The sequence below is a fragment of the Rhodococcus sp. P14 genome, assembly GCF_000256505.1.
Lineage (GTDB): Bacteria > Actinomycetota > Actinomycetes > Mycobacteriales > Mycobacteriaceae > Rhodococcus > Rhodococcus ruber.
Genome location: NZ_AJFC01000017.1, coordinates 1 through 19,466 on the forward strand (window position 1 = coordinate 1; position 19,466 = coordinate 19,466).

At 69.6% G+C, this 19,466-nt stretch carries 22 protein-coding genes; 10 read left to right on the plus strand and 12 right to left on the minus strand.

Annotated elements, in window-relative coordinates; all coding sequences use genetic code 11:
• Positions 1-157 precede the first annotated feature (157 nt).
• From OEY_RS0101370 to OEY_RS0101380, 3 genes are all read right to left on the minus strand, one after another.
• Positions 158-1,387, minus strand: a complete 1,230-nt coding sequence (locus OEY_RS0101370; RefSeq protein WP_010592155.1) for an Nramp family divalent metal transporter — start codon at positions 1,385-1,387, stop codon at positions 158-160.
• Positions 1,384-1,842 (minus strand): hypothetical protein, encoded by a 459-nt coding sequence (locus OEY_RS0101375; protein ID WP_228287080.1) that lies wholly within the window; start codon positions 1,840-1,842, stop codon positions 1,384-1,386. Before OEY_RS0101375 ends, OEY_RS0101370 begins: the two co-directional genes overlap by 4 nt.
• Positions 1,843-1,932: 90 nt before the next feature.
• Entirely contained in the window at positions 1,933-2,940 is a 1,008-nt protein-coding gene (locus tag OEY_RS0101380; protein ID WP_010592157.1) for a DNA topoisomerase IB, read from the minus strand.
• A gap of 113 nt (positions 2,941-3,053) precedes the next feature.
• On the opposite strand from OEY_RS0101380, the gene OEY_RS0101385 reads away from it, so the two are divergent.
• The 3 genes from OEY_RS0101385 (at position 3,054) to OEY_RS0101395 (ending at position 6,019) form a co-directional block, all read left to right on the plus strand.
• Positions 3,054-4,574 carry an FAD-dependent oxidoreductase gene (locus OEY_RS0101385; protein ID WP_010592158.1) on the plus strand — a complete coding sequence of 507 codons (1,521 nt, stop codon included), beginning with the start codon at positions 3,054-3,056 and terminating at the stop codon, positions 4,572-4,574.
• Positions 4,575-4,637: 63 nt separating this feature from the next.
• A complete protein-coding gene (locus OEY_RS0101390) occupies positions 4,638-5,210 on the plus strand; it encodes a type 1 glutamine amidotransferase domain-containing protein (RefSeq protein ID WP_010592159.1) in 573 nt (190 codons plus the stop codon).
• Positions 5,211-5,269: 59 nt separating this feature from the next.
• Positions 5,270-6,019 (plus strand): PAS and ANTAR domain-containing protein, encoded by a 750-nt coding sequence (locus OEY_RS0101395; RefSeq protein ID WP_010592160.1) that lies wholly within the window; start codon positions 5,270-5,272, stop codon positions 6,017-6,019.
• On the opposite strand, the gene OEY_RS0101400 is transcribed toward OEY_RS0101395, so the two are convergent.
• The 3 genes from OEY_RS0101400 to OEY_RS0101410 all read right to left on the minus strand — a co-directional run bounded on the left by OEY_RS0101400 (position 5,976) and on the right by OEY_RS0101410 (position 6,863).
• Positions 5,976-6,176: a hypothetical protein gene (locus OEY_RS0101400; RefSeq protein ID WP_010592161.1), complete on the minus strand. Its 201-nt coding sequence runs from the start codon at positions 6,174-6,176 to the stop codon at positions 5,976-5,978. The genes OEY_RS0101395 and OEY_RS0101400 overlap by 44 nt on opposite strands.
• Positions 6,177-6,260: 84 nt before the next feature.
• Complete coding sequence (gene mbp1, locus OEY_RS0101405) at positions 6,261-6,500, minus strand: microaggregate-binding protein 1 (protein ID WP_010592162.1); 240 nt, start codon at positions 6,498-6,500, stop codon at positions 6,261-6,263.
• Positions 6,501-6,599: 99 nt separating this feature from the next.
• Positions 6,600-6,863 carry a DUF6480 family protein gene (locus tag OEY_RS0101410; RefSeq protein ID WP_010592163.1) on the minus strand — a complete coding sequence of 88 codons (264 nt, stop codon included), beginning with the start codon at positions 6,861-6,863 and terminating at the stop codon, positions 6,600-6,602.
• Between the two features lie 213 nt (positions 6,864-7,076).
• Here OEY_RS0101410 and OEY_RS0101415 point away from each other — a divergent pair, with 213 nt between their 5' ends.
• The 3 genes from OEY_RS0101415 (at position 7,077) to OEY_RS0101425 (ending at position 8,242) form a co-directional block, all read left to right on the plus strand.
• Positions 7,077-7,310: a hypothetical protein gene (locus tag OEY_RS0101415; protein ID WP_010592164.1), complete on the plus strand. Its 234-nt coding sequence runs from the start codon at positions 7,077-7,079 to the stop codon at positions 7,308-7,310.
• A gap of 9 nt (positions 7,311-7,319) precedes the next feature.
• Positions 7,320-7,682, plus strand: coding sequence for a hypothetical protein (locus tag OEY_RS0101420; RefSeq protein ID WP_026137879.1), 363 nt, complete (start codon positions 7,320-7,322; stop codon positions 7,680-7,682).
• A 98-nt stretch (positions 7,683-7,780) separates the two neighbouring features.
• Positions 7,781-8,242, plus strand: coding sequence for a DUF4383 domain-containing protein (locus tag OEY_RS0101425; RefSeq protein ID WP_010592166.1), 462 nt, complete (start codon positions 7,781-7,783; stop codon positions 8,240-8,242).
• 64 nt (positions 8,243-8,306) lie between these two features.
• On the opposite strand, the gene OEY_RS0101430 is transcribed toward OEY_RS0101425, so the two are convergent.
• A complete protein-coding gene (locus OEY_RS0101430) occupies positions 8,307-8,726 on the minus strand; it encodes an STAS domain-containing protein (RefSeq protein WP_010592167.1) in 420 nt (139 codons plus the stop codon).
• A 281-nt stretch (positions 8,727-9,007) separates the two neighbouring features.
• On the opposite strand from OEY_RS0101430, the gene OEY_RS0101435 reads away from it, so the two are divergent.
• Together OEY_RS0101435 and OEY_RS0101440 are read left to right on the plus strand one after the other, a co-directional pair.
• The gene (locus tag OEY_RS0101435) at positions 9,008-9,439 is read left to right on the plus strand and encodes an ATP-binding protein (protein WP_010592168.1); all 432 of its coding nucleotides are present in this window, start codon (positions 9,008-9,010) and stop codon (positions 9,437-9,439) included.
• On the plus strand, positions 9,436-10,233 hold the full coding sequence (locus OEY_RS0101440) for a SigB/SigF/SigG family RNA polymerase sigma factor (RefSeq protein ID WP_010592169.1): 798 nt from the start codon (positions 9,436-9,438) through the stop codon (positions 10,231-10,233). Before OEY_RS0101435 ends, OEY_RS0101440 begins: the two co-directional genes overlap by 4 nt.
• A 29-nt stretch (positions 10,234-10,262) precedes the next feature.
• Here the strand turns inward: OEY_RS0101440 and OEY_RS0101445 are convergent, their stop codons facing one another.
• From OEY_RS0101445 to aceA, 5 genes are all read right to left on the minus strand, one after another.
• Positions 10,263-10,529 carry a DUF4235 domain-containing protein gene (locus OEY_RS0101445; RefSeq protein ID WP_010592170.1) on the minus strand — a complete coding sequence of 89 codons (267 nt, stop codon included), beginning with the start codon at positions 10,527-10,529 and terminating at the stop codon, positions 10,263-10,265.
• Between the two features lie 69 nt (positions 10,530-10,598).
• Positions 10,599-11,639, minus strand: coding sequence for an NAD(P)-dependent alcohol dehydrogenase (locus OEY_RS0101450; RefSeq protein ID WP_010592171.1), 1,041 nt, complete (start codon positions 11,637-11,639; stop codon positions 10,599-10,601).
• Between the two features lie 68 nt (positions 11,640-11,707).
• Positions 11,708-13,993, minus strand: a complete 2,286-nt coding sequence (gene metE / locus OEY_RS0101455) for a 5-methyltetrahydropteroyltriglutamate--homocysteine S-methyltransferase (protein ID WP_010592172.1) — start codon at positions 13,991-13,993, stop codon at positions 11,708-11,710.
• Positions 13,994-14,101: 108 nt separating this feature from the next.
• Positions 14,102-14,998 (minus strand): 3-hydroxybutyryl-CoA dehydrogenase, encoded by an 897-nt coding sequence (locus tag OEY_RS0101460; RefSeq protein WP_003937464.1) that lies wholly within the window; start codon positions 14,996-14,998, stop codon positions 14,102-14,104.
• Positions 14,999-15,115: 117 nt separating this feature from the next.
• Positions 15,116-16,405, minus strand: coding sequence for an isocitrate lyase (aceA, locus tag OEY_RS0101465; protein ID WP_010592173.1), 1,290 nt, complete (start codon positions 16,403-16,405; stop codon positions 15,116-15,118).
• A 532-nt stretch (positions 16,406-16,937) separates the two neighbouring features.
• On the opposite strand from aceA, the gene OEY_RS0101470 reads away from it, so the two are divergent.
• Both OEY_RS0101470 and ramB read left to right on the plus strand, forming a co-directional pair.
• A complete protein-coding gene (locus tag OEY_RS0101470; protein WP_010592174.1) occupies positions 16,938-18,092 on the plus strand; it encodes a globin domain-containing protein in 1,155 nt (384 codons plus the stop codon).
• Positions 18,093-18,143: 51 nt separating this feature from the next.
• Positions 18,144-19,466 (plus strand): acetate metabolism transcriptional regulator RamB (gene ramB / locus OEY_RS0101475; protein WP_010592175.1); only part of this gene is annotated, 1,323 nt, incomplete at its 3' end.

Genomic DNA, 19,466 nt, shown 5'->3' on the forward strand with positions numbered 1-19,466 from the left:
TCGACGTCCGTCCCCACCTCGACCCCGGCCAGGTCGACATCGTCGACGGTGGTCACCGGCCGGCCGTCGACGTCCACGACCAGCCGGTCGAGCAGATGCAGCCGGGCATCGACGAGCCGGCCGCGCAGCGGCGCCTCGGGCAGCCGTCCGGATTCGTTCATGCTCCCGCTCCCGTCATCACCAGCAACGGCACCGCTGCGATCGACGCGACCACGATCACCGGAAGGTAGGCGAGGGCGAGCGCGTTGACGACCGGTCCGTTGACGTGTTCTCCCATGTACTCGCGGTCGTTCGCGACCAGGAGGATCGGCAGGTAGGTCAGCGGCAGGGCAACCGCCGAGAACACCACCGACACCTCGGTGACCAGGATCGGGTCCACCCCGGTCGCCAGCACCGCGAGACCGACGACCAGGGCGATCATCATCGACAGGTGGAACCGGGCTGCCTCCGCCGGCCGCCGGAACTTGCCCCACGACCACCCGAAGAACTGCGCGAGCGTGTACCCGCTCGACAGGGTGGTCTCGAGCGCCGCCCCGAAGGTCGCCGCGACGATCCCGACGAGGACGAACGCCAACGCGAGCGTGCCCCCGGCCACCACGACGGGCATCACGACCTCCGACAGCGACGTCACCTCGATGCCGCGGGGAAGAAGAACCACCGCGGCGCATCCGGCGATCGCGACCGACAGGATCCCACCGAGCGGGAACCCCACCGCCACGTTGATCCGGGAGCGGGCGAGATCGGCGACCGTCCACCGCTCCTCCACGGCGCCGGAGGAGAAGAAGAACACCTCGTACGGGGTCATCGCGGCACCGAAGAGGGCGACGGCGTAGAACCAGTACACGGACGTCGCCTCGGACTCGGGGATCGCGGGCGCGAAAGCCTGACCGGTGAGTTCTCCCCAGTCCGGGCCCGTCAGGAACAACGCGACGGCGAACACGATCAGACACAGGCCCAGCAGTCCCGTGACGTTCTCCATCACCGAGAACCGCACCCGCCAGATCACGAGCCACACCGCGAGCGCCGCCACGGGCATCCACATCAGCGGTCCCGTCCCCGCGGCCAGTTGCAGGGCCAGGGCCACCCCACCGACCTCGGCGGTCAGGGTCAGCAGATTGATCAGGAAGGACGCAGCGAGGTTCGCCAGCGCCGCGCGCGGGCCGAGCCGTTCCCGGATGATCTCGAAGGTCGCGCGGCCGCTCACCGCGGCGACGCGCCCGGCCATGCTCGCGTACAGGCAGATGCCGCCGACCCCGAGGACGACGACCCAGACCAGGCCCAGCCCGAACCGCGAGCCCACCACGGCGTTGGTGACCATGTCGCCGATGTCGAGGAAGCCGCCGATGGCCGTGAGGATTCCGAGGGCGACACCGAGGAGTCTCTTCATCGGCGTCCCTCCGCGAACTCGGACAGGTAGCCGGTGAGATCGGCCAGGCGGCCCGTCAGGTCCGACGCGGGCGGGGCCGTGGCGACGGCGTCCGTTCGAGCGCGGGCCTCGCCGAGGACGGTGGCGGCGGCATCGATCCGGTCGAGAAGCGCGGCGCGGTGCGCCGCCTGCTGCCCGGTGGCGACCTCGACCGCAGCCACGGCCGAGTAGGCGGCGAGCACCTCGTCGAGTGCGTCCGACAGCACGGTCACGGCGTGGGCGCGGGTGGTGCGGTGCTCGGACACCAGTTCCATCGCCAGTCCCGCGGAGGCGGTGGCCGAGGCGGATTGCGCTGCGGCCCGCGAGAGGTCACCCTCCGCGCCACCCGGCAGCCCCGCACAGCCGCTCAGCACCGCGGCCGATGCGACGAGCCATGCGGCGACCGTCCGCCCCACGCTCCCGTACCCTGCTCCCACCGGATCCACCTCGCAGTCCGATGCCCGCGGGTCCACGAGCGGGCACTGCCGGATACCGCGCCGCGCCCGCGTCGAAACACGCGGGCGGACTCAGGACCGGCGCAGCAGCCGGATCACGGCGCGCTCGACGACGGCCCGGGATTCGTCCGGATCGCCGCACTTTCCGGCTCGCCGCAGTGCGGCACGGATCGTGCGGCCCTCCGCCCAGGCCCGCACCACGCGCGGGTCGACGTACGAGGCCCGTGCCACGGCGGGGGTGTTGCCGAGCTCCTCCGAGACCGCCCGCATCACGGCCGCCTCGACCCGCGCCCGGCCGCGCCGACTCCCAGGCACGTCGTGCTCGGCGAAGGCCGCGGCGGCCAGCACCGTCGCACCCCACGTGCGCAGATCCTTCGCACTGCAGTCCTCACCGGCGAGCTCCTTGAACCGGGCGTTGACGTCGTCCGCGTGCAACTCGCGGATCGCGTCACCGTCGCGGTAGACCAGCAGCCGGCCGGGCCCCCTGCGGACCCGGCGCAGCGCCCGGACAGCCGTCGCCAGGTCGGCGTCGTCGACCGTGACGACCCGCCGGATTCCGCCCTTGGCCGGGTAGTCGAACGTCAGGGCGGTATCACGCAGCCGCACGTGGCTGCGCAGCAACGTCGCGACCCCGTAGGTTCCGTTCTCGGCCGCGTACTCCTCCCCACCCACCCGGAACACGGCCCGGTCCAGCAACCGCAGCGCCACCGCCTCGGCCCGGCGCCGCCCGACCCCCCGCTCGGTCAGGTCGGCCTGCACCTGGTCCCGCCAGGCCGGCAGCCGGGCCGCCATCGCCAGGACCCGGTCGTGCTTCTCCTCGTCACGCTCCTCGCGCCACCGCTGGTGGTACAGGTACTGGCGCCGACCGGCGGCGTCGATGCCCACGGCCTGGATGTGCCCGTCGGGGTGGGGACAGATCCACACCTTGCGCCACGCCGGAGGGATGACGAGTTCGTCGATACGGGCGAGGACGGCCTCGTCGGTCACACGATTGCCGTCGGCGTCCTGATAGGTGAAGCCCCGCCCGCGCCGCACCCGCCGGATGCCGGGACCGAACGGGTTGCTCCGCCGCACTCGCATCCCGGTCGCTCCTCCTCGCGCACTCGTCCACCGGCGCGCTGCGCCGCGGATACCCCTGCGGGCACCCGGACAATCGCAGGTTTCCCGTCCGCGGCACGGGGCATTCCCCACAGGTGACCTCCCTGTGGCTCTCCCGCACCGGCACCGCCCGCACCGACACCGCCCGCCTCGACGACACCGCCCGCCTCGACGACACTCCGTGGCCCGAGGGTCCGGCCCGCTTCGACACCGTCGTGGCCGGGGCCGGCCTCACCGGAGTGGTGACCGCTCTCCTGCTCGCGCGCGCCGGGCACCGCGTGGCCGTCCTCGAGGCCCGCACGGTCGGCGCCGTCACCACCGGCAACACCACCGGCAAGGTCAGCCTGCTGCAGGGCAGCACCCTCTCGAGTATCGCCAGGGGCCATTCGCGCGACGTCCTGCGCAACTACGTGGCCGGCAACCTCGAGGCCCAACGGTGGGTGGTGCAGCTGTGCCGCGAACGGGATCTGCCGATCGAATCCGCGGCGGCCTTCACCTACAGCGCCGGGGAGGAGGGCGCCGCCACGGTGCGCGCCGAGTACGAGGCCTGCCGCGCCGCCGGGCTCGACGCCCGCATGACGACCGAGACGGAACTGCCGTACCCCGTGGCCGCCGCGGTGACGCTGGCGGACCAGTCGCAGATCGATCCGATGCCGTTGCTGCACGAACTGGTCCGGGAATTCCGGGAACGCGGTGGCGCGCTGTTCACCGGCTGCCGGGTCCGGAAGGTCCGCTCGGACCGGAACGGATGCGTGGCCGTCACCGATCGCGGCGAGGTGCGGGCCGGGCACATCGTGCTCGCAACGGGGACACCGATCCTCGATCGCGGCGGATTCTTCGCCCGCCTCGAGCCCCAACGGTCGTATGCGGCCGCATTCGAAGTGCCGGGCGACGTCCCGAGCGGCATGTACCTGTCCGTGGATTCGCCGACGCGCTCGCTGCGCACGGCGTACGGGGGGCAGTACTTCCTCGTGGGCGGCAACGGGCACACCGTCGGGCGGGCACACGATCATCGCGGCGCCGCGGACGATCTCGTCGCGTGGACGGGCCGCCACTTCCCCGGCGCGAAGACCGTGGCACGCTGGTCGGCGCAGGACTATTCGACGCTCGACCATCTGCCGTACGTGGGTCCGCTGCTACCCGGAAACGACCGGTTGCTCGTGGGGACCGGGTACGGCAAGTGGGGAATGACGAACGGGGTGGCTGCGGCCCGGTTGCTGGCGGACCGCATCCTCGGCGAGGCGGCCCCGGAGTGGGGATCGGCGTTCCAGTCCTGGAATCCCACGCAGGTTTTCGACCTCCCGGCCGCGACCCGTCTCAATGCCGCCGTGGCGGTGGAGATGACGCGCGGATGGATGCGTGCCGAGTTGTCCGGGGACGGCGCGCCGCCGCCCGACGGCAGCGGCGAGGTTCGCCGGGACAAGCTCCGCCCGGTCGGGGTGTGCACCGTGGACGGCACCACGCACCGGGTCTCCGCGGTGTGCCCGCACCTGGGCGGTGTGCTGCGGTGGAACGATGCCGAAGCCTCCTGGGACTGTCCGCTGCACGGCTCCCGCTTCGCCGCGGACGGGGGCCTGCTCGAGGGTCCCGCCACCCGGGACCTGCCGCGGGAGTGACGTTTCCCCGTTGCCGGCGTCGGGTACGCGACCGGTGAACCACGACGAAAGGACGACTCGGCGATGAGTGATCCAGGAAACGGCCGGCTGGCGGGACGCACCGTGGCCGTCCTCGCCACGAACGGTGTCGAGGAGGTCGAGCTGGTGGAGCCGCGGCGCGCGGTCGAGGAAGCGGGCGGTACGGTGCGCCTGCTGTCGCTCGAACCCGGCGAGATCCAGGCCATGAAGTCCGACGTGAACGCGGCCGGAAGATACCGGGTCGACCAGGCGGTGCAGGAGGCGTCGGTGTCGGACTTCGACGCGCTGATCCTGCCCGGTGGCACCACCAACCCCGATCACCTGCGCCAGGACCCCACCGCCGTGGCGTTCGTACGGGACTTCGTCGAGTCGGGCCGGCCCGTCGCGGTGATCTGTCACGGCCCCTGGACGCTGGTCGAGGCCGACGTGGTCCGGGGACGGACCCTGACGTCCTACCCGAGTGTCCGCACGGATATCCGCAACGCGGGCGGAAACGTGGTCGACGAGGAGGTGGTCGTCGACGGGAACCTGGTGTCGAGCCGCAATCCGAAGGATCTGCCCGCGTTCTGCACGACCCTCGTCGAGGTGTTCGCGAACGCGGAGCAGCGCGCCGGTTAGCTCGGGTCCCCCCATGCGACCCCGGCGGTCGTGCGCGCTTCCGGGGGCATAATCGGTGCGTGAGTGAACCGAGCACGCGCATCAGCGACACGAGGGCGGGCGACGCCTTCGAACAGGTGTTCGCGAGTGTGAAGCCGCAGCGGGTCGGCAGTTTCCGCTATCTGATCGACGACGACGCGTGGGAATGGTCGGACGATGTGGCACGGATGCACGGGTACAGCCCCGGGACCGTACGGCCGACCACCGAACTGCTGCTGAAGCACAAGCACCCCGACGACAAGGTCCAGGTCGCAGCCCTGCTGGGCGCCATGCAGCGCAACGGCGAGCCGTTCAGCGGCCGGCACCGCATCGTCGATGCGCACGGCAAGGTCCGGCCGGTGGTCGTGGTCGCCGACCGTCTGCTGGACGAGTGCGGACGGATCGTCGGCACGTCCGGGTTCTATGTGGACCTGTCCGACGCGTACGAGGACGAGGTCCGCGAGGGCGTCGACGAGGCGGTCTCGGCACTCGCGCACGACCGTGCCGTCATCGAACAGGCCAAGGGCATGATCATGGCGGTCTACCGGATCCAGGCGGATCACGCCTTCGAGATCCTCGCCTGGCGGTCGCAGGAGTCGAATGTCAAGCTCCGCGCGCTCGCCGAGCAGCTCGTCCGGGACGTCTCTACCGGACTCGACGTACCGACGACGTTCCGCAACGAGTTCGACCATCTGCTCATGACCGTGCACGAGCGCGTCCCGTCTGTGCAGACGCCTCCAGGTCCGGTCACGGACTCGGCTGCGGAAGCTCGCACTCCACCTTCGGATTGACCCCGGCGTAGTTCAGCGGTCCCGCGATCACCGTCACCGCGACGGTGGCGAAGTCGGCGCAGTTCTGTTCGGCTTCCGTGAAGTATCCGCGCTGGCCCGCCGCAACCGCTCCGATCACCAGCCACACCAGCACCACGAACGTCAGAATGCGCATCATTGCTCCTAGGGACGAAGACCCGGGAGCCGAGCGGCCCCCGGGTCGTGGGACGAACGACGGGCGCGACCCGGGGGCCGCTCCCCGTCACTGCTGATGCGAGCGCTGCCGTGCTTCGTCCACGTCGGCGTCGGCGCGGGCCTTCTCGGCCTCGGCTTCCTTCTTCGCGGCCTCGCGCTGGCTGTCCGCCTTGTCCTGCTGGGCCCGCCCCTCCCGGGTGAGCTCGTCGTTGCCGGCGACGGCGCCGGCCGCCTCCTTGGCCTTTCCCTTGACGTCTTCGACGACGCCCTTCACGCCTTCGCTCGGTCCGCTCGTGTTCTCTGCCATGCGACTCTCCCTCGTCGGCGTTCCTCGCTTGCGAGCCAGGAATACCCTCGGCGGACTCCGGCAAACCACGCGCGCGTGCGGCAGCCGAACCTGCGCCGCCTACAGCAGAATTCCCACGATCACCACGAGGAAGAGAACGACGATCAGCGCGACCGCACCGATCGCGAGGACGCCGGTGGGCGGAAAATTGTTCCGAGTGCGCGGCTCGGGCGCCGACAGTCCGGAGGTGGTTCCCGAGTCCGGCGGCGTCGACCCCGGTGCCACCCCGCCGCCGGGCTCCAGATCGGGTGTGCGGGCAGGATCGGGATCGGTACCGGAATGTGCCTGCGGATCGGGGATGTTGCGCGGATCGGGTGCGTTCATCACCCACTCCTTTCTCTCGGCGGCCGGTGACCCCGGAACCGACGGGTTCGCGACCGCAGCGGGCACCCCATCCCTCGGAGAATTCCCGCACCGTCTCCGGCCAAACGGCCGGGTGACGACGGGCGTGGAGGGCCGGCGACGACGAGCAGTTTGAGGGGTCCGGGCGCCGGGCACCCGATCCACAGGACCGGACATCCGGAGAGGAGGACCGTGATGACCACGTGCGATACGTGCGGCAACGACTACGACAAGACCTTCACCGTGACCCGGGGCGACGTCTCCGGCACATTCGACAGTTTCGAATGTGCGGCACAGGCGATGGCGCCGCAGTGCGCGCACTGCGGTTGCCGCATTCTCGGCCACGGCGTCGAAGCCGACGGCACCATGTTCTGCTGCGCCCACTGCGCCCGGCAATCGGGGCAGAGTGCGCTCACCGACCGAGCATGAGGAGACAGTGTGACACAGGATGTGGAGAAGCGATGGCGGGATCCCCGCACCGCGCGCTCGGCGGTGCGCTATGCGGCCGTCGTCGTGGTCGCGGCCCTGCTGCTGATGGCGGCGGTGGTGATCTGGGCCGCCGCGAACGGTGACCGGTGCGCCGACGAGGAGTTCCTCGTGTGCACCGACCCGGCACGGCTGGTCCTGGCCCTCGGCCCCACGGCGATCCTGCTCCTCGGCGCGGTCGGCGCATTCGTGCAGACCTACCGGGTGTGGCGCTCGGGCGGGACATGGCCGATCTGGCACGGCACGGGCTGGGGGCTGATGATCCTGACCCTGGTGTACGGGACGATCTCGTCCGGCGTCCTCGTCACGGGGTGAGCCGGCGAGGACGCCCGCCGGGCGTGTTTCGGGAACACCCGCCCGGGCTATTCCTCCGTCCCGGGGCGCAGCGCCCCGCGCACCCCGATGGAGGAACGATGATCCGACCCAGTCCGTATCCCAGGGTGCAGCGCACCCGGGTCCAGGGCTATGCCTTCGCGGTCGGCATCGTGTTTCTCCTCATCGGGGCGCTCGGATTCGTGCCCGGCCTGACCAGCGGGTACGACTCGATGACGCTCGCGGGACAGGAGTCGCACGCCCATCTGCTGGGCCTGTTCCGGGTCTCGATCGCCCACAACCTGCTGCACCTCGCCTACGGCGCGGTGGGAATCCTGGCCGCCCGCAAGGTGCGTGCGTCGCGCATCTACCTGATCGCGGGTGGTGCCGGATACCTGGCGTTGTCGGCGTTCGGCATGGTGGTCGGACACGACAGCCGTGTCAACGTGGTGCCGGTCAATGCGGCCGACAACTGGCTGCACCTGGCCCTGGGCGTGCTGTTGCTCGTCCTGGCGGTCGATCCGCGCGGTAACCGTCGCCCGAAGCCCCCGAAACCTGCCTGATCCGCGGTCGAGCGAGCCGGTGCTCGGACGCAACGTCGCGTCGGCGCATCAGGGCGAGTACGGATCAGGCCGGCACTCGGAGGGCGTGGATCGCGCTCTCGAGGGTGGCATGCGCGTGGACCGGTTCGCCGAGCACCCGCAGCAGCCGGTTCACCGCCCGTCCGCCCACGAGCGCCCACCGAGAGCTCCGATGCCGGGCCAGGGTGTCGAGCTCCTCGAACACGGTCAGTCCTGCCGACCCGAAGAACTCCACCTCCGACAGGTCGAGCACCAGACGCGACGAGGTGTGCAGCCGGGCGCCCGCGTAGCTGCACAACGCGGGAGCGTTGCGAAGGTCGAGTTCGCCCGCCACAGCGACCCGGACGAGAGCGGAACTGATTCTCTCGGTGGAGAAATCGGCACCGGTCGAGGCGAAGAAGGTCGACGACCGATCCGAACGGGTGACCCACAGCGATGTGACTTTGCGTTGAGTAGCGACAGTCATGAGCTTCCCATCTTCGGAAGAGGATGGAAGCGTCGACAGAGCGGGACCGCACCGACACCGGTCTCCGCAGGTATGCGGCACCTCCGAGTCAGGCTGTGTGCTCAACCTCACTGACCCCCTACGGCAGCCGTTGCGGCACTGCAAAGAGCCGATCTGCCGGACCCGATGCGTCCGGCCGGGGGCCGCTTCCGCATGATTGAGAACACCGCGTCGCGGGTAGTCTCGCCAGGAACACCCGCTCGCCCGGGCCCTCAACCTGCCGCAACGGAGATACAACACACATGGCGAACACGGCATCGATCGATCCGGCCCTCGAACGCACCCATCCCGTAGTGGAGTTGCGGGTACGCGCAGAACCAGGCCAGCTTCCCGTGCTGCGCGCGGTCGCTGCCGCCATCGCCATCCAGCAGGGTTTCGACCTCGACGCGGTGGCCGACGTCAAGCTTGCGATCGACGAGGCGGGCACCCGGCTCATCACCCGCGCGCCGGAAGGTGCGACGTTGTCGTGCCGGTTCCAGGCGATGCCGCCTGCACTGCGGATCAGCGCGTCCGCCCTCACGGTCGACGGCGGACTGACGGCGGACTCGCGGACCTTCGGATGGCACGTGCTCAATGCGCTCGCCGACTCCGTCGACGTGAAGGTGGACGAGACCGACGAGGGGTCTGTCACCACCATCGACGTGTCCCTGACCGACAGCAGCGCTGTTCTGTGACGGGGACCGGCGCCCAACGGCGCAGCGGCCGAGCCGCCGACGAATACGCCGACGTCATCCCCCTTTTCGAGGAGATGACGACGCTCGGCGAGGACGATCCCGCCCGCGGAACCATGCGGGACAGCCTGGTCGAACGGTGCCTGCCACTCGCGGAACACATCGCCCGCCGATTCGACGGCCGCGGCGAGGCATTCGACGACCTCCTCCAGGTCGCCCGCCTCGGCCTGGTCAACGCCGTGGACCGGTTCGATCCCGAGCGAGGCTCGGACTTCGTGTCCTTCGCGGTTCCGACCATCATGGGCGAGGTGCGCCGCCACTTCCGCGACGCCGGGTGGGCGGTGCGCGTCCCGCGCCGCATGAAGGAGATGCACCTGGCGCTGAGCAAGGCGACCGGGGAGCTGTCGCAGCGCCTCGGCCGTGCCCCCACGGCGGCCGAACTCGCCGCGGAACTGGGCCTCGATCCCGAAGAGGTCGCGGAAGGCCTCGTCGCCGGCAACGCCTACCAGGCGGTCTCGGTCGACCGACCGGCCCCGGCCGGGGACGACGGCGTCACCCTGGCGGACACCCTCGGCGACTACGACGCCGCGCTCGCGCACGTGGAGAACCACGAAGCGCTGCGTCCGCTGCTCGCCGCCCTGCCGGAACGCGAGCGCACGGTCGTGCTGCTGCGCTTCTTCGGGAACATGACCCAGACCCAGATCGCCGAACGGGTCGGCGTGTCCCAGATGCACGTGTCACGGCTGCTGACGAAAACCCTCGCCCAGCTGCGTGAACAACTGGGCGAGGGCTTCTAGGACCGCGAGTCGCGTGCCCGTCCCCCGGGTCATTCCTTTCCGGGCCAGGTGCCGGTGACGCGGCGGAAGCCGACCGCGCTCGCGCGGTTCGCCGCCGCGCTCACCGCACCGAAGATCGCACCCTGCACGGCGGCGGAGACCAGCACCTCACGCCACCCGAAGCGGCTGTCCATGGCCTCGGGCGGATCCTCCTGGCCGGCACCGAGCGCCCACACCTTCCGGAACACCATTCCGGCGGCCACACCCGCCAGGGAACTGACTACGAGGCTCACGGGCCGGTACAACGCCTTCTTCACATTTCCTCCACGTGTCGAGGTACGAGGCGGGAGTACCCGGCCGTCGCAGTCTCACACCTGCCGGACGGCTCAGATGGTGGTGGCGTCGATGACGAATCGGTAGCGCACGTCGCTCGCGACGACGCGGTCGTACGCCTCGTCGATCCGGTCGGCCGAGACGACCTCGATCTCGGCGCCGATCCCGTGTTCGGCACAGAAGTCGAGCATCTCCTGCGTCTGCGGGATCCCGCCGACCATGGAGCCGGCGAGACTGCGGCGGTTCCGGGCGAGCGAGAACGCCCGGACCGTGATGGGGTGTTCGGGCAGACCCAACTCGACGAGGGTGCCGTTGCGGGCGAGCAGCGACAGGTAGGCATCCATGTCGAGGTTCACCGATACGGTGTTGACGATCAGGTCGAACGTGCCCCGCAGATCCACGAAGGTCTGCGGATCGGTCATGGCGCGGTAGTCCACGGCTCCGAAGCGCAGCCCGTCCTCCCGCTTGGCCAGTGAATGCCCCAGCACGGTCACCTCGGCACCCATCGCCGCGGCGATCTTCACGCCGACGTGACCGAGACCGCCCATGCCGATGACGGCGACCTTCCTGCCCGGCCCGGCGCCCCAGTGCCGGAGCGGGGAGTACAGGGTGATGCCCGCGCAGAGCAGCGGCGCCGCCGCATCGAGCTCGAGGCCGTCGGGGATCTTCAGGACGAAGTGTTCGGTGACGACGATATGGGTGGAGTATCCGCCCTGGGTCACCTCGCCGTCGCGGCCGACCGCGTTGTAGGTGCCGGTGACCCGGCCGGCGCAGTACTGCTCGTCGCCGCTGGTACACGCCTCACACTCGAGGCACGAGTCGACGAAGCAGCCGACACCGACCCGGTCGCCGACCGCATGCCTGGTGACCTCGGCGCCGACAGCGCTCACCACCCCGACGATCTCGTGACCGGGAACGACGGGGTAACGGGTGCCGCCCCATTCGTTGCGGGCGGTGTGGATGTCGGAATGGCAGATCCCGGCGTACCGGATCTCGACGAGCACGTCGAGGGGACCGAGCTCGCGCCGCTCGATGGTGGTCTTGACGAGGGGAGCGTCCGCCGCGGTGGCGGCGTACGCAGCAACGGTAGTCATGCGTTCATGCCTACCTGCCGGCGCGACGACGCGCACCCGCGGGGCTGCTCGCGGGTGCGCGCCGGCGGTTACCGTCCGGCGGCCCGGCGCCGCAGTCGACGTGCGGCGGCGACCAGGTTGCGCAGCGACGGCTCGAGCTGCCAGTAGTGCCGGGTCTTGAGCCCACCGTCCGGATTGGCCCACAACCGGTCGAGTTCGACGGACTCCGCAGCGGTGCTGAGCAATTCGTCGAGTTCGTCGATGTCGGGAATGCGTGCCGATCGGCTCTCGTAGACCCCGGGCCCGACACCGTGGGTGAGCGCCTTGTCCTTGATGGCCTCGAGCACCCAGCGGATCGAACGGGTCGCGACGATCGCCGTGACGTCCGCGTCGAGCCGTGCGATCGCGTCGACCACCGACGCCTGACCGGAGTAGGTCAGGTGCGTGTGGATCTGCGTCTCGGGCTTGGCGCCGCCGGTCGCGAGCCGGAATGCGTCGACCGCCCAGTCCAGGTACTCGGCCCGGCCGTCCTGCCGCAAGGGCAGCAGTTCCCGGATCGCGGGCTCGTCGACCTGGATGATCGCGATGCCGGCCCGCTCGAGATCGGCGATCTCGTCGCGGATCGCCAGCGCCAGCTGGTCGGCCGTCTCGTGCAGCGGCTGGTCCTGCCGCACGTACGACCGTGCCAGCATCGTGACCGGGCCGGTGAGCATGCCCTTGACCGGCTTGTCGGTCAGCGACTGCGCGAACGCGATCCATTCCACCGTCATCGGCTTCGGCCGCACGATGTCGCCGTAGAGGATCGGCGGACGCGTGCACCGCGAACCGTAGGCCTGCACCCAGCCGAAGTGCGTCGTGGCGAAGCCCTCGAGCAGTTCGGCGAAGTACTGGATCATGTCGTTGCGCTCGTGCTCGCCGTGGACGAGCACGTCGAGACCGATGTCCTCCTGCAACCGGATGGTGGACTCGATCTCCTCCTGGATGCGCTTGACGTAGTCGTCCCACGACATGCGGCCCTCGCCCAGCTCGTAGCGAGCCTTGCGGACCTCGGCCGTCTGCGGGAACGACCCCAGTGTGGTCGCCGGCACCGGGGGCAGCTTCAGGCGCTCCTGCTGCGCGGCGCGGCGCTCCTCGTACGGGACCCGGCGGCGGTGTTCGGGTCGCAGGGCGTTGACGCGCGCGCGGATCGTGTGCTTCTGCTTGAAGTGCACCGAGGTCGGCGGCTTGCGCCACCGCTCCTCCGCCCCGGTGGTCAGTGCCTTGGCGAGCGAGACCACCTCTCCCACCTTCTGTTTGGCGAACGCCAGCCGGTCCGCCACGTCGCCCGGGATGTCGTACTCGGCGAGCACGTCGTAGGGCACGTGCAGCAGCGAGCACGACGTGGAGACCACCAGGTCGGGCGCCACGGCGGCGAGGCTGCTCAGGTATTCGAGCGTGCGGTGCCGGTCGGCCTTCCACACGTTGCGGCCGTCGACGACCCCGGCGTAGATGCGTTTGCGCTTGAGTCCCGGCACCGCGGCCAGCTCCTCCGCGCTCATCCGGCCGTTGACCAGGTCGAGACCGATGGCCTCGACCTTGGTGGCAGCGAGGAGGGGCAGCGCCTCGCCGAGGTGACCGTAGGGACCGGTGACGAGCAGGCGCGGGCGCAGCGGTGCGTGGGAGAGGGTGTCGTAGGCGCGCGCGAACGCCTCGAGCTCCTGCGGGGTGCGATCCTCGGTGAAGGACGGCTCGTCGAGCTGCACGCACCAGGCGCCGGCGCGCGCGAGCTCCGCGAACAGCTTCTCGTATTCCGGCAGCAGCCGGTCGAGCAGATCGAGCGTGGAGAACCCGTCCTGCTCCGACGTCTCCGAGACCTTGGACAGCAGCAGCAGGGACATCGGGCCGAGCACGACCGGCCGCAGCTCGATGCCACGGGCCTTGGCGCGCTCGAACTCGTCGAGGACCGCCGCCGAGTTCAACGCGAAGGTGGTGGTCTCGTCGAGCTCGGGCTGCCGGTAGTGGTAGTTGCTGCCGAACCAGCGGACCAGCTCGAGCGGCGGGAAGTCCTCACGGCCCCGGCACAGCGTGAAGTAGAAGTCGAGCGGATCGAGCTCGCCGACGAGCGGACGGAACCGCTCGGGGATCGCACCGAACAGCAGTGCGTTGTCGAGCACGTGATCGTAGTAGGAGAACGTGTTGCCCGGCACCTGGGTGAGTCCGGTGGCGGCGAGTTCGCTCCAGGTGGACTCCTGGATCTCGCGGGCCACGGCGACGAGCTCGTCGCGCGTGCCGGTCCCGTGCCAGTAGGCCTCGAGCGCACGCTTGAGCTCACGGCGGGGTCCGATGCGCGGATACCCGAGAATGCTGGAGCCGTATCCGTCTGCATTGCTGGCCATCAGGGGTCGACCTTTCCCTCGATGCACCTCGCGCCCGTGCCCCGACAGCCAGCGCAACGGCTGTGCTGTCGGCACACGGGCGCCGAGATGCGGTGTGGTGCTACCTACCTAGCTGACTTTCTTGGCGGCACGACCGTTGTCGGCATACTCGTAGAAGCCGGCGCCCGACTTCTTGCCGACGAGGCCCGCCTCGACCATACGCAGCAGGAGCGGCGGAGCCGAGTAGAGCGGCTCCTTGAACTCCCCGTACATCGAGTCGGCGATCGACTTGACCGTGTCCAGACCCACCAGGTCGGTCAGGGCGAGCGGACCCATCGGGTGCGCACATCCGAGAACCATCGCCTTGTCGATGTCCTCCTTGGTGGCGAAGCCGGATTCGACCATCCGGATCGCCGACAGCAGGTAGGGCACGAGCAGCGCGTTGGCGATGAAGCCGGCCCGGTCGGAGGACCGGACGACCTGCTTGCCGAGCACCTCGGAGGCGAAGGCCTCCGCGCGCTGGGAGACCGCGGGGCTGGTCTTGAGCGTGGTGACGAGCTCGACCAGCGGCAGCACCGGAACCGGGTTGAAGAAGTGCATGCCGATGACCCGCTCGGGCCGGGTGGTGGCGATGCCCAGCTTCATGATCGGGATCGACGAGGTGTTGGACGCCAGCACCGCATTCGGATCCGTGACGATCTTGTCGAGTTCCGCGAAGATCTCGGCCTTGACCTTCTCGTCCTCGACGACCGCCTCCACGACGAGCTGGCGATCGGCGAAGTCGCCGAGGTCGGAGGTGAAGCGCAGCCGCCAGGCGGCCTGCTCACGCTCCCGTTCGGTGATCTTGCCGCTGCTGACACCGCGGTCGAGGGACCGGAGGATGCGGGCACGCCCGGCAGCCGCGAGCTCGCGGGTCTGCTCGTACACAAGTACGTCGACATGAGCGCGCGCGCACACCTCGGCGATACCTGCGCCCATCATCCCGGCGCCGATCACGCCGACGCGCTGAATCTTTTCGCTGGTCACGTCAGCTCCTACTCGTCATGTGGGGGTCGTGAAGGTGGTTTTCGACAGAGGGTGGATACGGCCGCGGCGGGACCTGGTCGTCCGAGATCCCGCCGCGCCTGCATCCGTTGCCGGTTCCTAGTGGAACTGGCCCTCCTCGGTGGAGCCCTTCAGGGCAGCCGTGGAGGTGTTCGGGTCGACGGTGGTGGCGATGGCGTCGAAGTAGCCGGCGCCGACCTCACGCTGGTGCTTGATGGCGGTGAAGCCGCGCTCCTCGGCCGCCTTGAACTCGCGCTCCTGCAGGTCGACGAAGGCGGTCATGCCCTGGCGGGCGTAGCCGTGGGCCAGGTCGAACATGCCGTAGTTCAGCGAGTGGAAGCCGGCGAGGGTGATGAACTGGAACTTGAAGCCCATCGCGCCGAGCTCCTTCTGGAACTTCGCGATGGTCGCGTCGTCCAGGTGCGCCTTCCAGTTGAAGGACGGCGAGCAGTTGTAGGCCAGCAGCTGGTCCGGGAACTCGCCACGGACGGCCTCGGCGAACTTCTTGGCGACCTCGAGGTCCGGCACGCCGGTCTCCATCCAGATCAGATCGGAGTACGGCGCGTACGCCTTGGCGCGCGCGATGCAGGGCTCGATCCCGTTCTTGACGCCGTAGAAGCCTTCGGCGGTGCGGGTGCCGTCGAGGAACTCGCGGTCACGCTCGTCGACGTCGGAGGTCAGCAGCGTGGCGGCCTCGGCGTCGGTGCGGGCGATGACGACCGTCGGGACGTCGGCGACATCGGCCGCGAGGCGAGCCGAGGTCAGGGTGCGGATGTGCTGCTGGGTCGGGATGAGCACCTTGCCACCGAGGTGGCCGCACTTCTTCTCCGACGCGAGCTGGTCCTCCCAGTGCGAACCGGCGACACCGGCCGCGATCATCGCCTTCTGCAGCTCGTAGACGTTGAGCGCGCCACCGAAGCCGGCCTCACCGTCGGCGACGATCGGGGCGAGCCAGTTCTCGACGGAGGTGTCGCCCTCGATCTTGGCGATCTCGTCGGCGCGCAGCAGCGCGTTGTTGATGCGGCGGACGACCTGCGGCACCGAGTTCGCCGGGTACAGCGACTGGTCCGGGTAGGTGTGGCCGGACAGGTTCGCGTCGCCGGCGACCTGCCAGCCGGACAGGTAGATGGCCTTGAGGCCGGCGCGGACCTGCTGCACGGCCTGGTTGCCGGTGAGGGCGCCCAGCGAGTTGATGTAGTCCTCGTTGTTCACGAGGTCCCACAGAATCTCCGAGCCGCGGCGGGCGAGGGTGGCTTCCTCGACGACGGTGCCCTGCAGCTTCGCGACCTGCTCGGCCGTGTAGTTGCGGGTGATCCCCTTCCAGCGCGGGTTGGTGTCCCAATCCTTCTGGATTTCCTCAGCGGTCCTCGGGGTGCCGGTGGTCGACATCTAAGCTCCACTCTCTAGATCTGATCCGCGCCGGAAGCTCTGCAGTACGTGCGTACTACTTCACATCCTTCGCGGACCTTTCGGATGTACCACTCGACAATGACACACCCGGAAAGTGCCGTCTACCTGTTGCTAATGCCAATCTTCGCTAGGTTTTCCCACACCCTTGCAAAGGTTGTAAATGTTCGGGGCGTCCAACGAACGCGGCCGCCGAGCCCCGAGCTACCCGCCGGTAGCAACTACCTCGGCATTGTCCGCGCCGGCGCCTCGGCCGGGCGCGGGTCACGAAACCCCCGAACGCGAGCCCACCAGCCACAGGAGCAAGAGATGCCGTCGCGATTGTGATCAGTCTCACAAGGTGCACTCCGGCAAATCGGGAAGTCGCGCCGGTCGAATCGGTGGGGGGCTCGAGATCGCTCGTCTACCATGTGCGCGTTGATCAGTCGGGGCCGGTCACGCCGATCGGGCGTGCCCACTCCCCACTCGCACACGAGTCGAGGAGGGCGCCATCCTTTCCGCCACATCGAAGCCGGTGATCGAGGCCACCCTGCCGATCGTCGGCGCCCATATCGGCCGGATCTCCGAACTGTTCTACGACAAGCTCTTCGCGGCCGCGCCTTCGCTGCGGACCGACCTGTTCAACCGCACCAACCAGGAGAACCGGGAGCAGCAGAAGGCACTCGCCAGCTCGGTCGCCGCGTTCGCGACGCTCCTGGTCACCGAGGACGCCGCGGACATCGACGCGATCATGGCCCGGATCGCCGCCAAGCATGCTTCGCTCGGCGTCCAGGCGCCCCACTACGAGGTGGTGCGGCACCAGCTGTTCGCCGCGATCGCCGAGGTGCTCGGCGACGCGGTCACCCCCGAGGTCGCCGCGGCCTGGCGCGAGGTCTACACGTTGATGGCCAACTCGCTCATCGAGCAGGAGGCAGCCCTCTACGACAAGGCCGGGGTCCGGCCCGGTCAGATCTGGCGCGTCGTCGTGGTCAGCGACGTCCAGTTCGACGGCGCCGAGGTCGCGACGCTGACGCTGCGCTCCCCCGACGGCACCCCGCTGCCGGATTTCCTTCCCGGACAGTACATCTCCGTCGCCACCACGCTGGGTGACGGCACCCGCCAGATCCGCCAGTACACCCTCGTGCGCAGCCACGTCCCGGGCGAGTGGGCCGTCACCGTCAAGCGGGTCCGGGGCGGGATCGTCTCCCCGTTCCTCGCCGGGGGCGTCGGCATCGGCACCGAACTCGTCGTCTCCCATCCTTTCGGCAGCCTCGTCGTCGAGGACGGCGACGATCCCCTGGTGCTGATCTCGGCCGGCATCGGCATCACCCCGACGCTCGCGGCGCTGCAGCACCTGGCGGCGCACCGATCCGAGCGCGAGGTTCTCGTCGTGCACGTCGACCGCTCCCCCTACGACCATGCCCGCCGCGCGGAGACGCAGGCCCTGGTCGATCGCCTGCCGCGGGCCCGCATGCAGACCCGCTACTCCGAGTTCGAGGAACTCCGCGAGGACGGCCACTCCCCGCTCGACGGGGTCGAGTTGCCCGCCGACCCGCAGGTCTACGTGTGCGGTCCGGTCCCGTTCATGCGGTCGATCCGGCAGACGCTGCTCGCTGCGGGGGTGTCGCCCGACGCCGTCCACTACGAGGCCTTCGCGCCCGGATCCTGGCTGGGACTCGAGGAGAGCTAACGTTGCGAATCCGCCGTTGCAAAGCTGTGTAGACGCTCGTACGCTGGGGTGATGCCAAAGACGTTCGTCGGCGCCCGCCTGCGCCAGCTGCGGACCGAGCGGGGACTGAGCCAGGCAGCACTGGCCAAGACCCTGGAGATCTCGGCCAGCTACCTCAACCAGATCGAGCACGACGTGCGGCCGCTCACGGTTCCGGTCCTGCTGCGCATCAGCGAGGTCTTCGGGGTCGACACCACGTTCTTCTCGTCCCAGGACGACACCCGGCTCATCGCCGAGATGCGAGAGGTGGCTCTCGACCAGGAGATGGGCATCGACGCCGACGCCCAGGAGATCGCCGCGATGGTGTCGGCCCACCCCGGGCTGGCACGGGCCATGGTCAACATGCACCGGCGATTCCGCAACACCACCGCGCAACTCGCCGCCGCCACCGAGGACCGGTACAGCGACGGCAGCGGCACCGGCACCATCACCATGCCGCACGAGGAGGTCCGCGACTACTTCTACCAGCGGCAGAACTACCTGCACGACCTCGACACCGCCGCCGAGGAACTCGCCACCCGGATCCGCTTCCATCGCGGCGACATCTCCGGCGGCATCATCAAGCGCATGGAGACGGTGCACGACGTGCAGCTCGTCCGTCGCGTCGACCTCGGCGAGAACGTCCTGCACCGGTTCGACCCCGCCACGCGCACCCTCGAGATCTCCGCGCGACTGTCGGGCGGCCAGCAGGTGTTCAAGCTCGCCACCGAGCTCGCCTACCTCGAGTGCGGGGAGCTGATCGAGAAGCTGGTCGCCGAGGGCGCGTTCACCAGCGAGGCCTCCCTCGCCCTGGCCCGCCACGGCCTCGCCAACTACTTCGCCGCGGCGATCATGCTGCCGTACGCGCAGTTCCACGAGATGGCCGAGGACTTCCGATACGACGTCGAGCGGCTCTCCGCCTTCTACGCGGTCAGCTACGAGACCATCGCCCACCGGCTGTCGACCCTGCAGCGGCCGAAGCTGCGCGGCGTGCCGTTCTCGTTCGTCCGCGTGGACCGGGCGGGCAACATGTCCAAGCGCCAGTCCGCCACCGGCTTCCACTTCTCCACCAGCGGCGGCACCTGTCCCCTGTGGAACGTGTACGAGACGTTCGCGTACCCGGGCAAGATCATGACCCAGCTCGCCCAGATGCCCGACGGACGTCGCTACCTGTGGGTCGCGCGCACGGTCGAACGCCGCGCCGCCCGCTACGGGCAGCCGTCGAAGACCTTCGCGATCGGCCTCGGCTGCGAACTGCGCCACGCCCACCGCCTCGTCTACGCCGACGGACTCGACCTCAGCGACGCCAACCCGGGTACCCCCATCGGTTCCGGCTGCCGAGTGTGCGAGCGTCTG

What these genes read in the sequence shown, in the direction of transcription:
- OEY_RS0101370 (WP_010592155.1), bottom strand. Translation starts at nt 1,387, where the DNA reads ATGAAGAGACTCCTCGGTGTCGCCCTCGGAATCCTCACGGCCATCGGC.
- OEY_RS0101380 (WP_010592157.1), bottom strand. Translation starts at nt 2,940, where the DNA reads ATGCGAGTGCGGCGGAGCAACCCGTTCGGTCCCGGCATCCGGCGGGTG.
- OEY_RS0101390 (WP_010592159.1), top strand. Translation starts at nt 4,638, where the DNA reads ATGAGTGATCCAGGAAACGGCCGGCTGGCGGGACGCACCGTGGCCGTC.
- OEY_RS0101400 (WP_010592161.1), bottom strand. Translation starts at nt 6,176, where the DNA reads ATGATGCGCATTCTGACGTTCGTGGTGCTGGTGTGGCTGGTGATCGGA.
- mbp1 (WP_010592162.1), bottom strand. Translation starts at nt 6,500, where the DNA reads ATGGCAGAGAACACGAGCGGACCGAGCGAAGGCGTGAAGGGCGTCGTC.
- OEY_RS0101410 (WP_010592163.1), bottom strand. Translation starts at nt 6,863, where the DNA reads ATGAACGCACCCGATCCGCGCAACATCCCCGATCCGCAGGCACATTCC.
- OEY_RS0101415 (WP_010592164.1), top strand. Translation starts at nt 7,077, where the DNA reads ATGACCACGTGCGATACGTGCGGCAACGACTACGACAAGACCTTCACC.
- OEY_RS0101425 (WP_010592166.1), top strand. Translation starts at nt 7,781, where the DNA reads ATGATCCGACCCAGTCCGTATCCCAGGGTGCAGCGCACCCGGGTCCAG.
- OEY_RS0101430 (WP_010592167.1), bottom strand. Translation starts at nt 8,726, where the DNA reads ATGACTGTCGCTACTCAACGCAAAGTCACATCGCTGTGGGTCACCCGT.
- OEY_RS0101435 (WP_010592168.1), top strand. Translation starts at nt 9,008, where the DNA reads ATGGCGAACACGGCATCGATCGATCCGGCCCTCGAACGCACCCATCCC.
- OEY_RS0101450 (WP_010592171.1), bottom strand. Translation starts at nt 11,639, where the DNA reads ATGACTACCGTTGCTGCGTACGCCGCCACCGCGGCGGACGCTCCCCTC.
- metE (WP_010592172.1), bottom strand. Translation starts at nt 13,993, where the DNA reads ATGGCCAGCAATGCAGACGGATACGGCTCCAGCATTCTCGGGTATCCG.
- aceA (WP_010592173.1), bottom strand. Translation starts at nt 16,405, where the DNA reads ATGTCGACCACCGGCACCCCGAGGACCGCTGAGGAAATCCAGAAGGAT.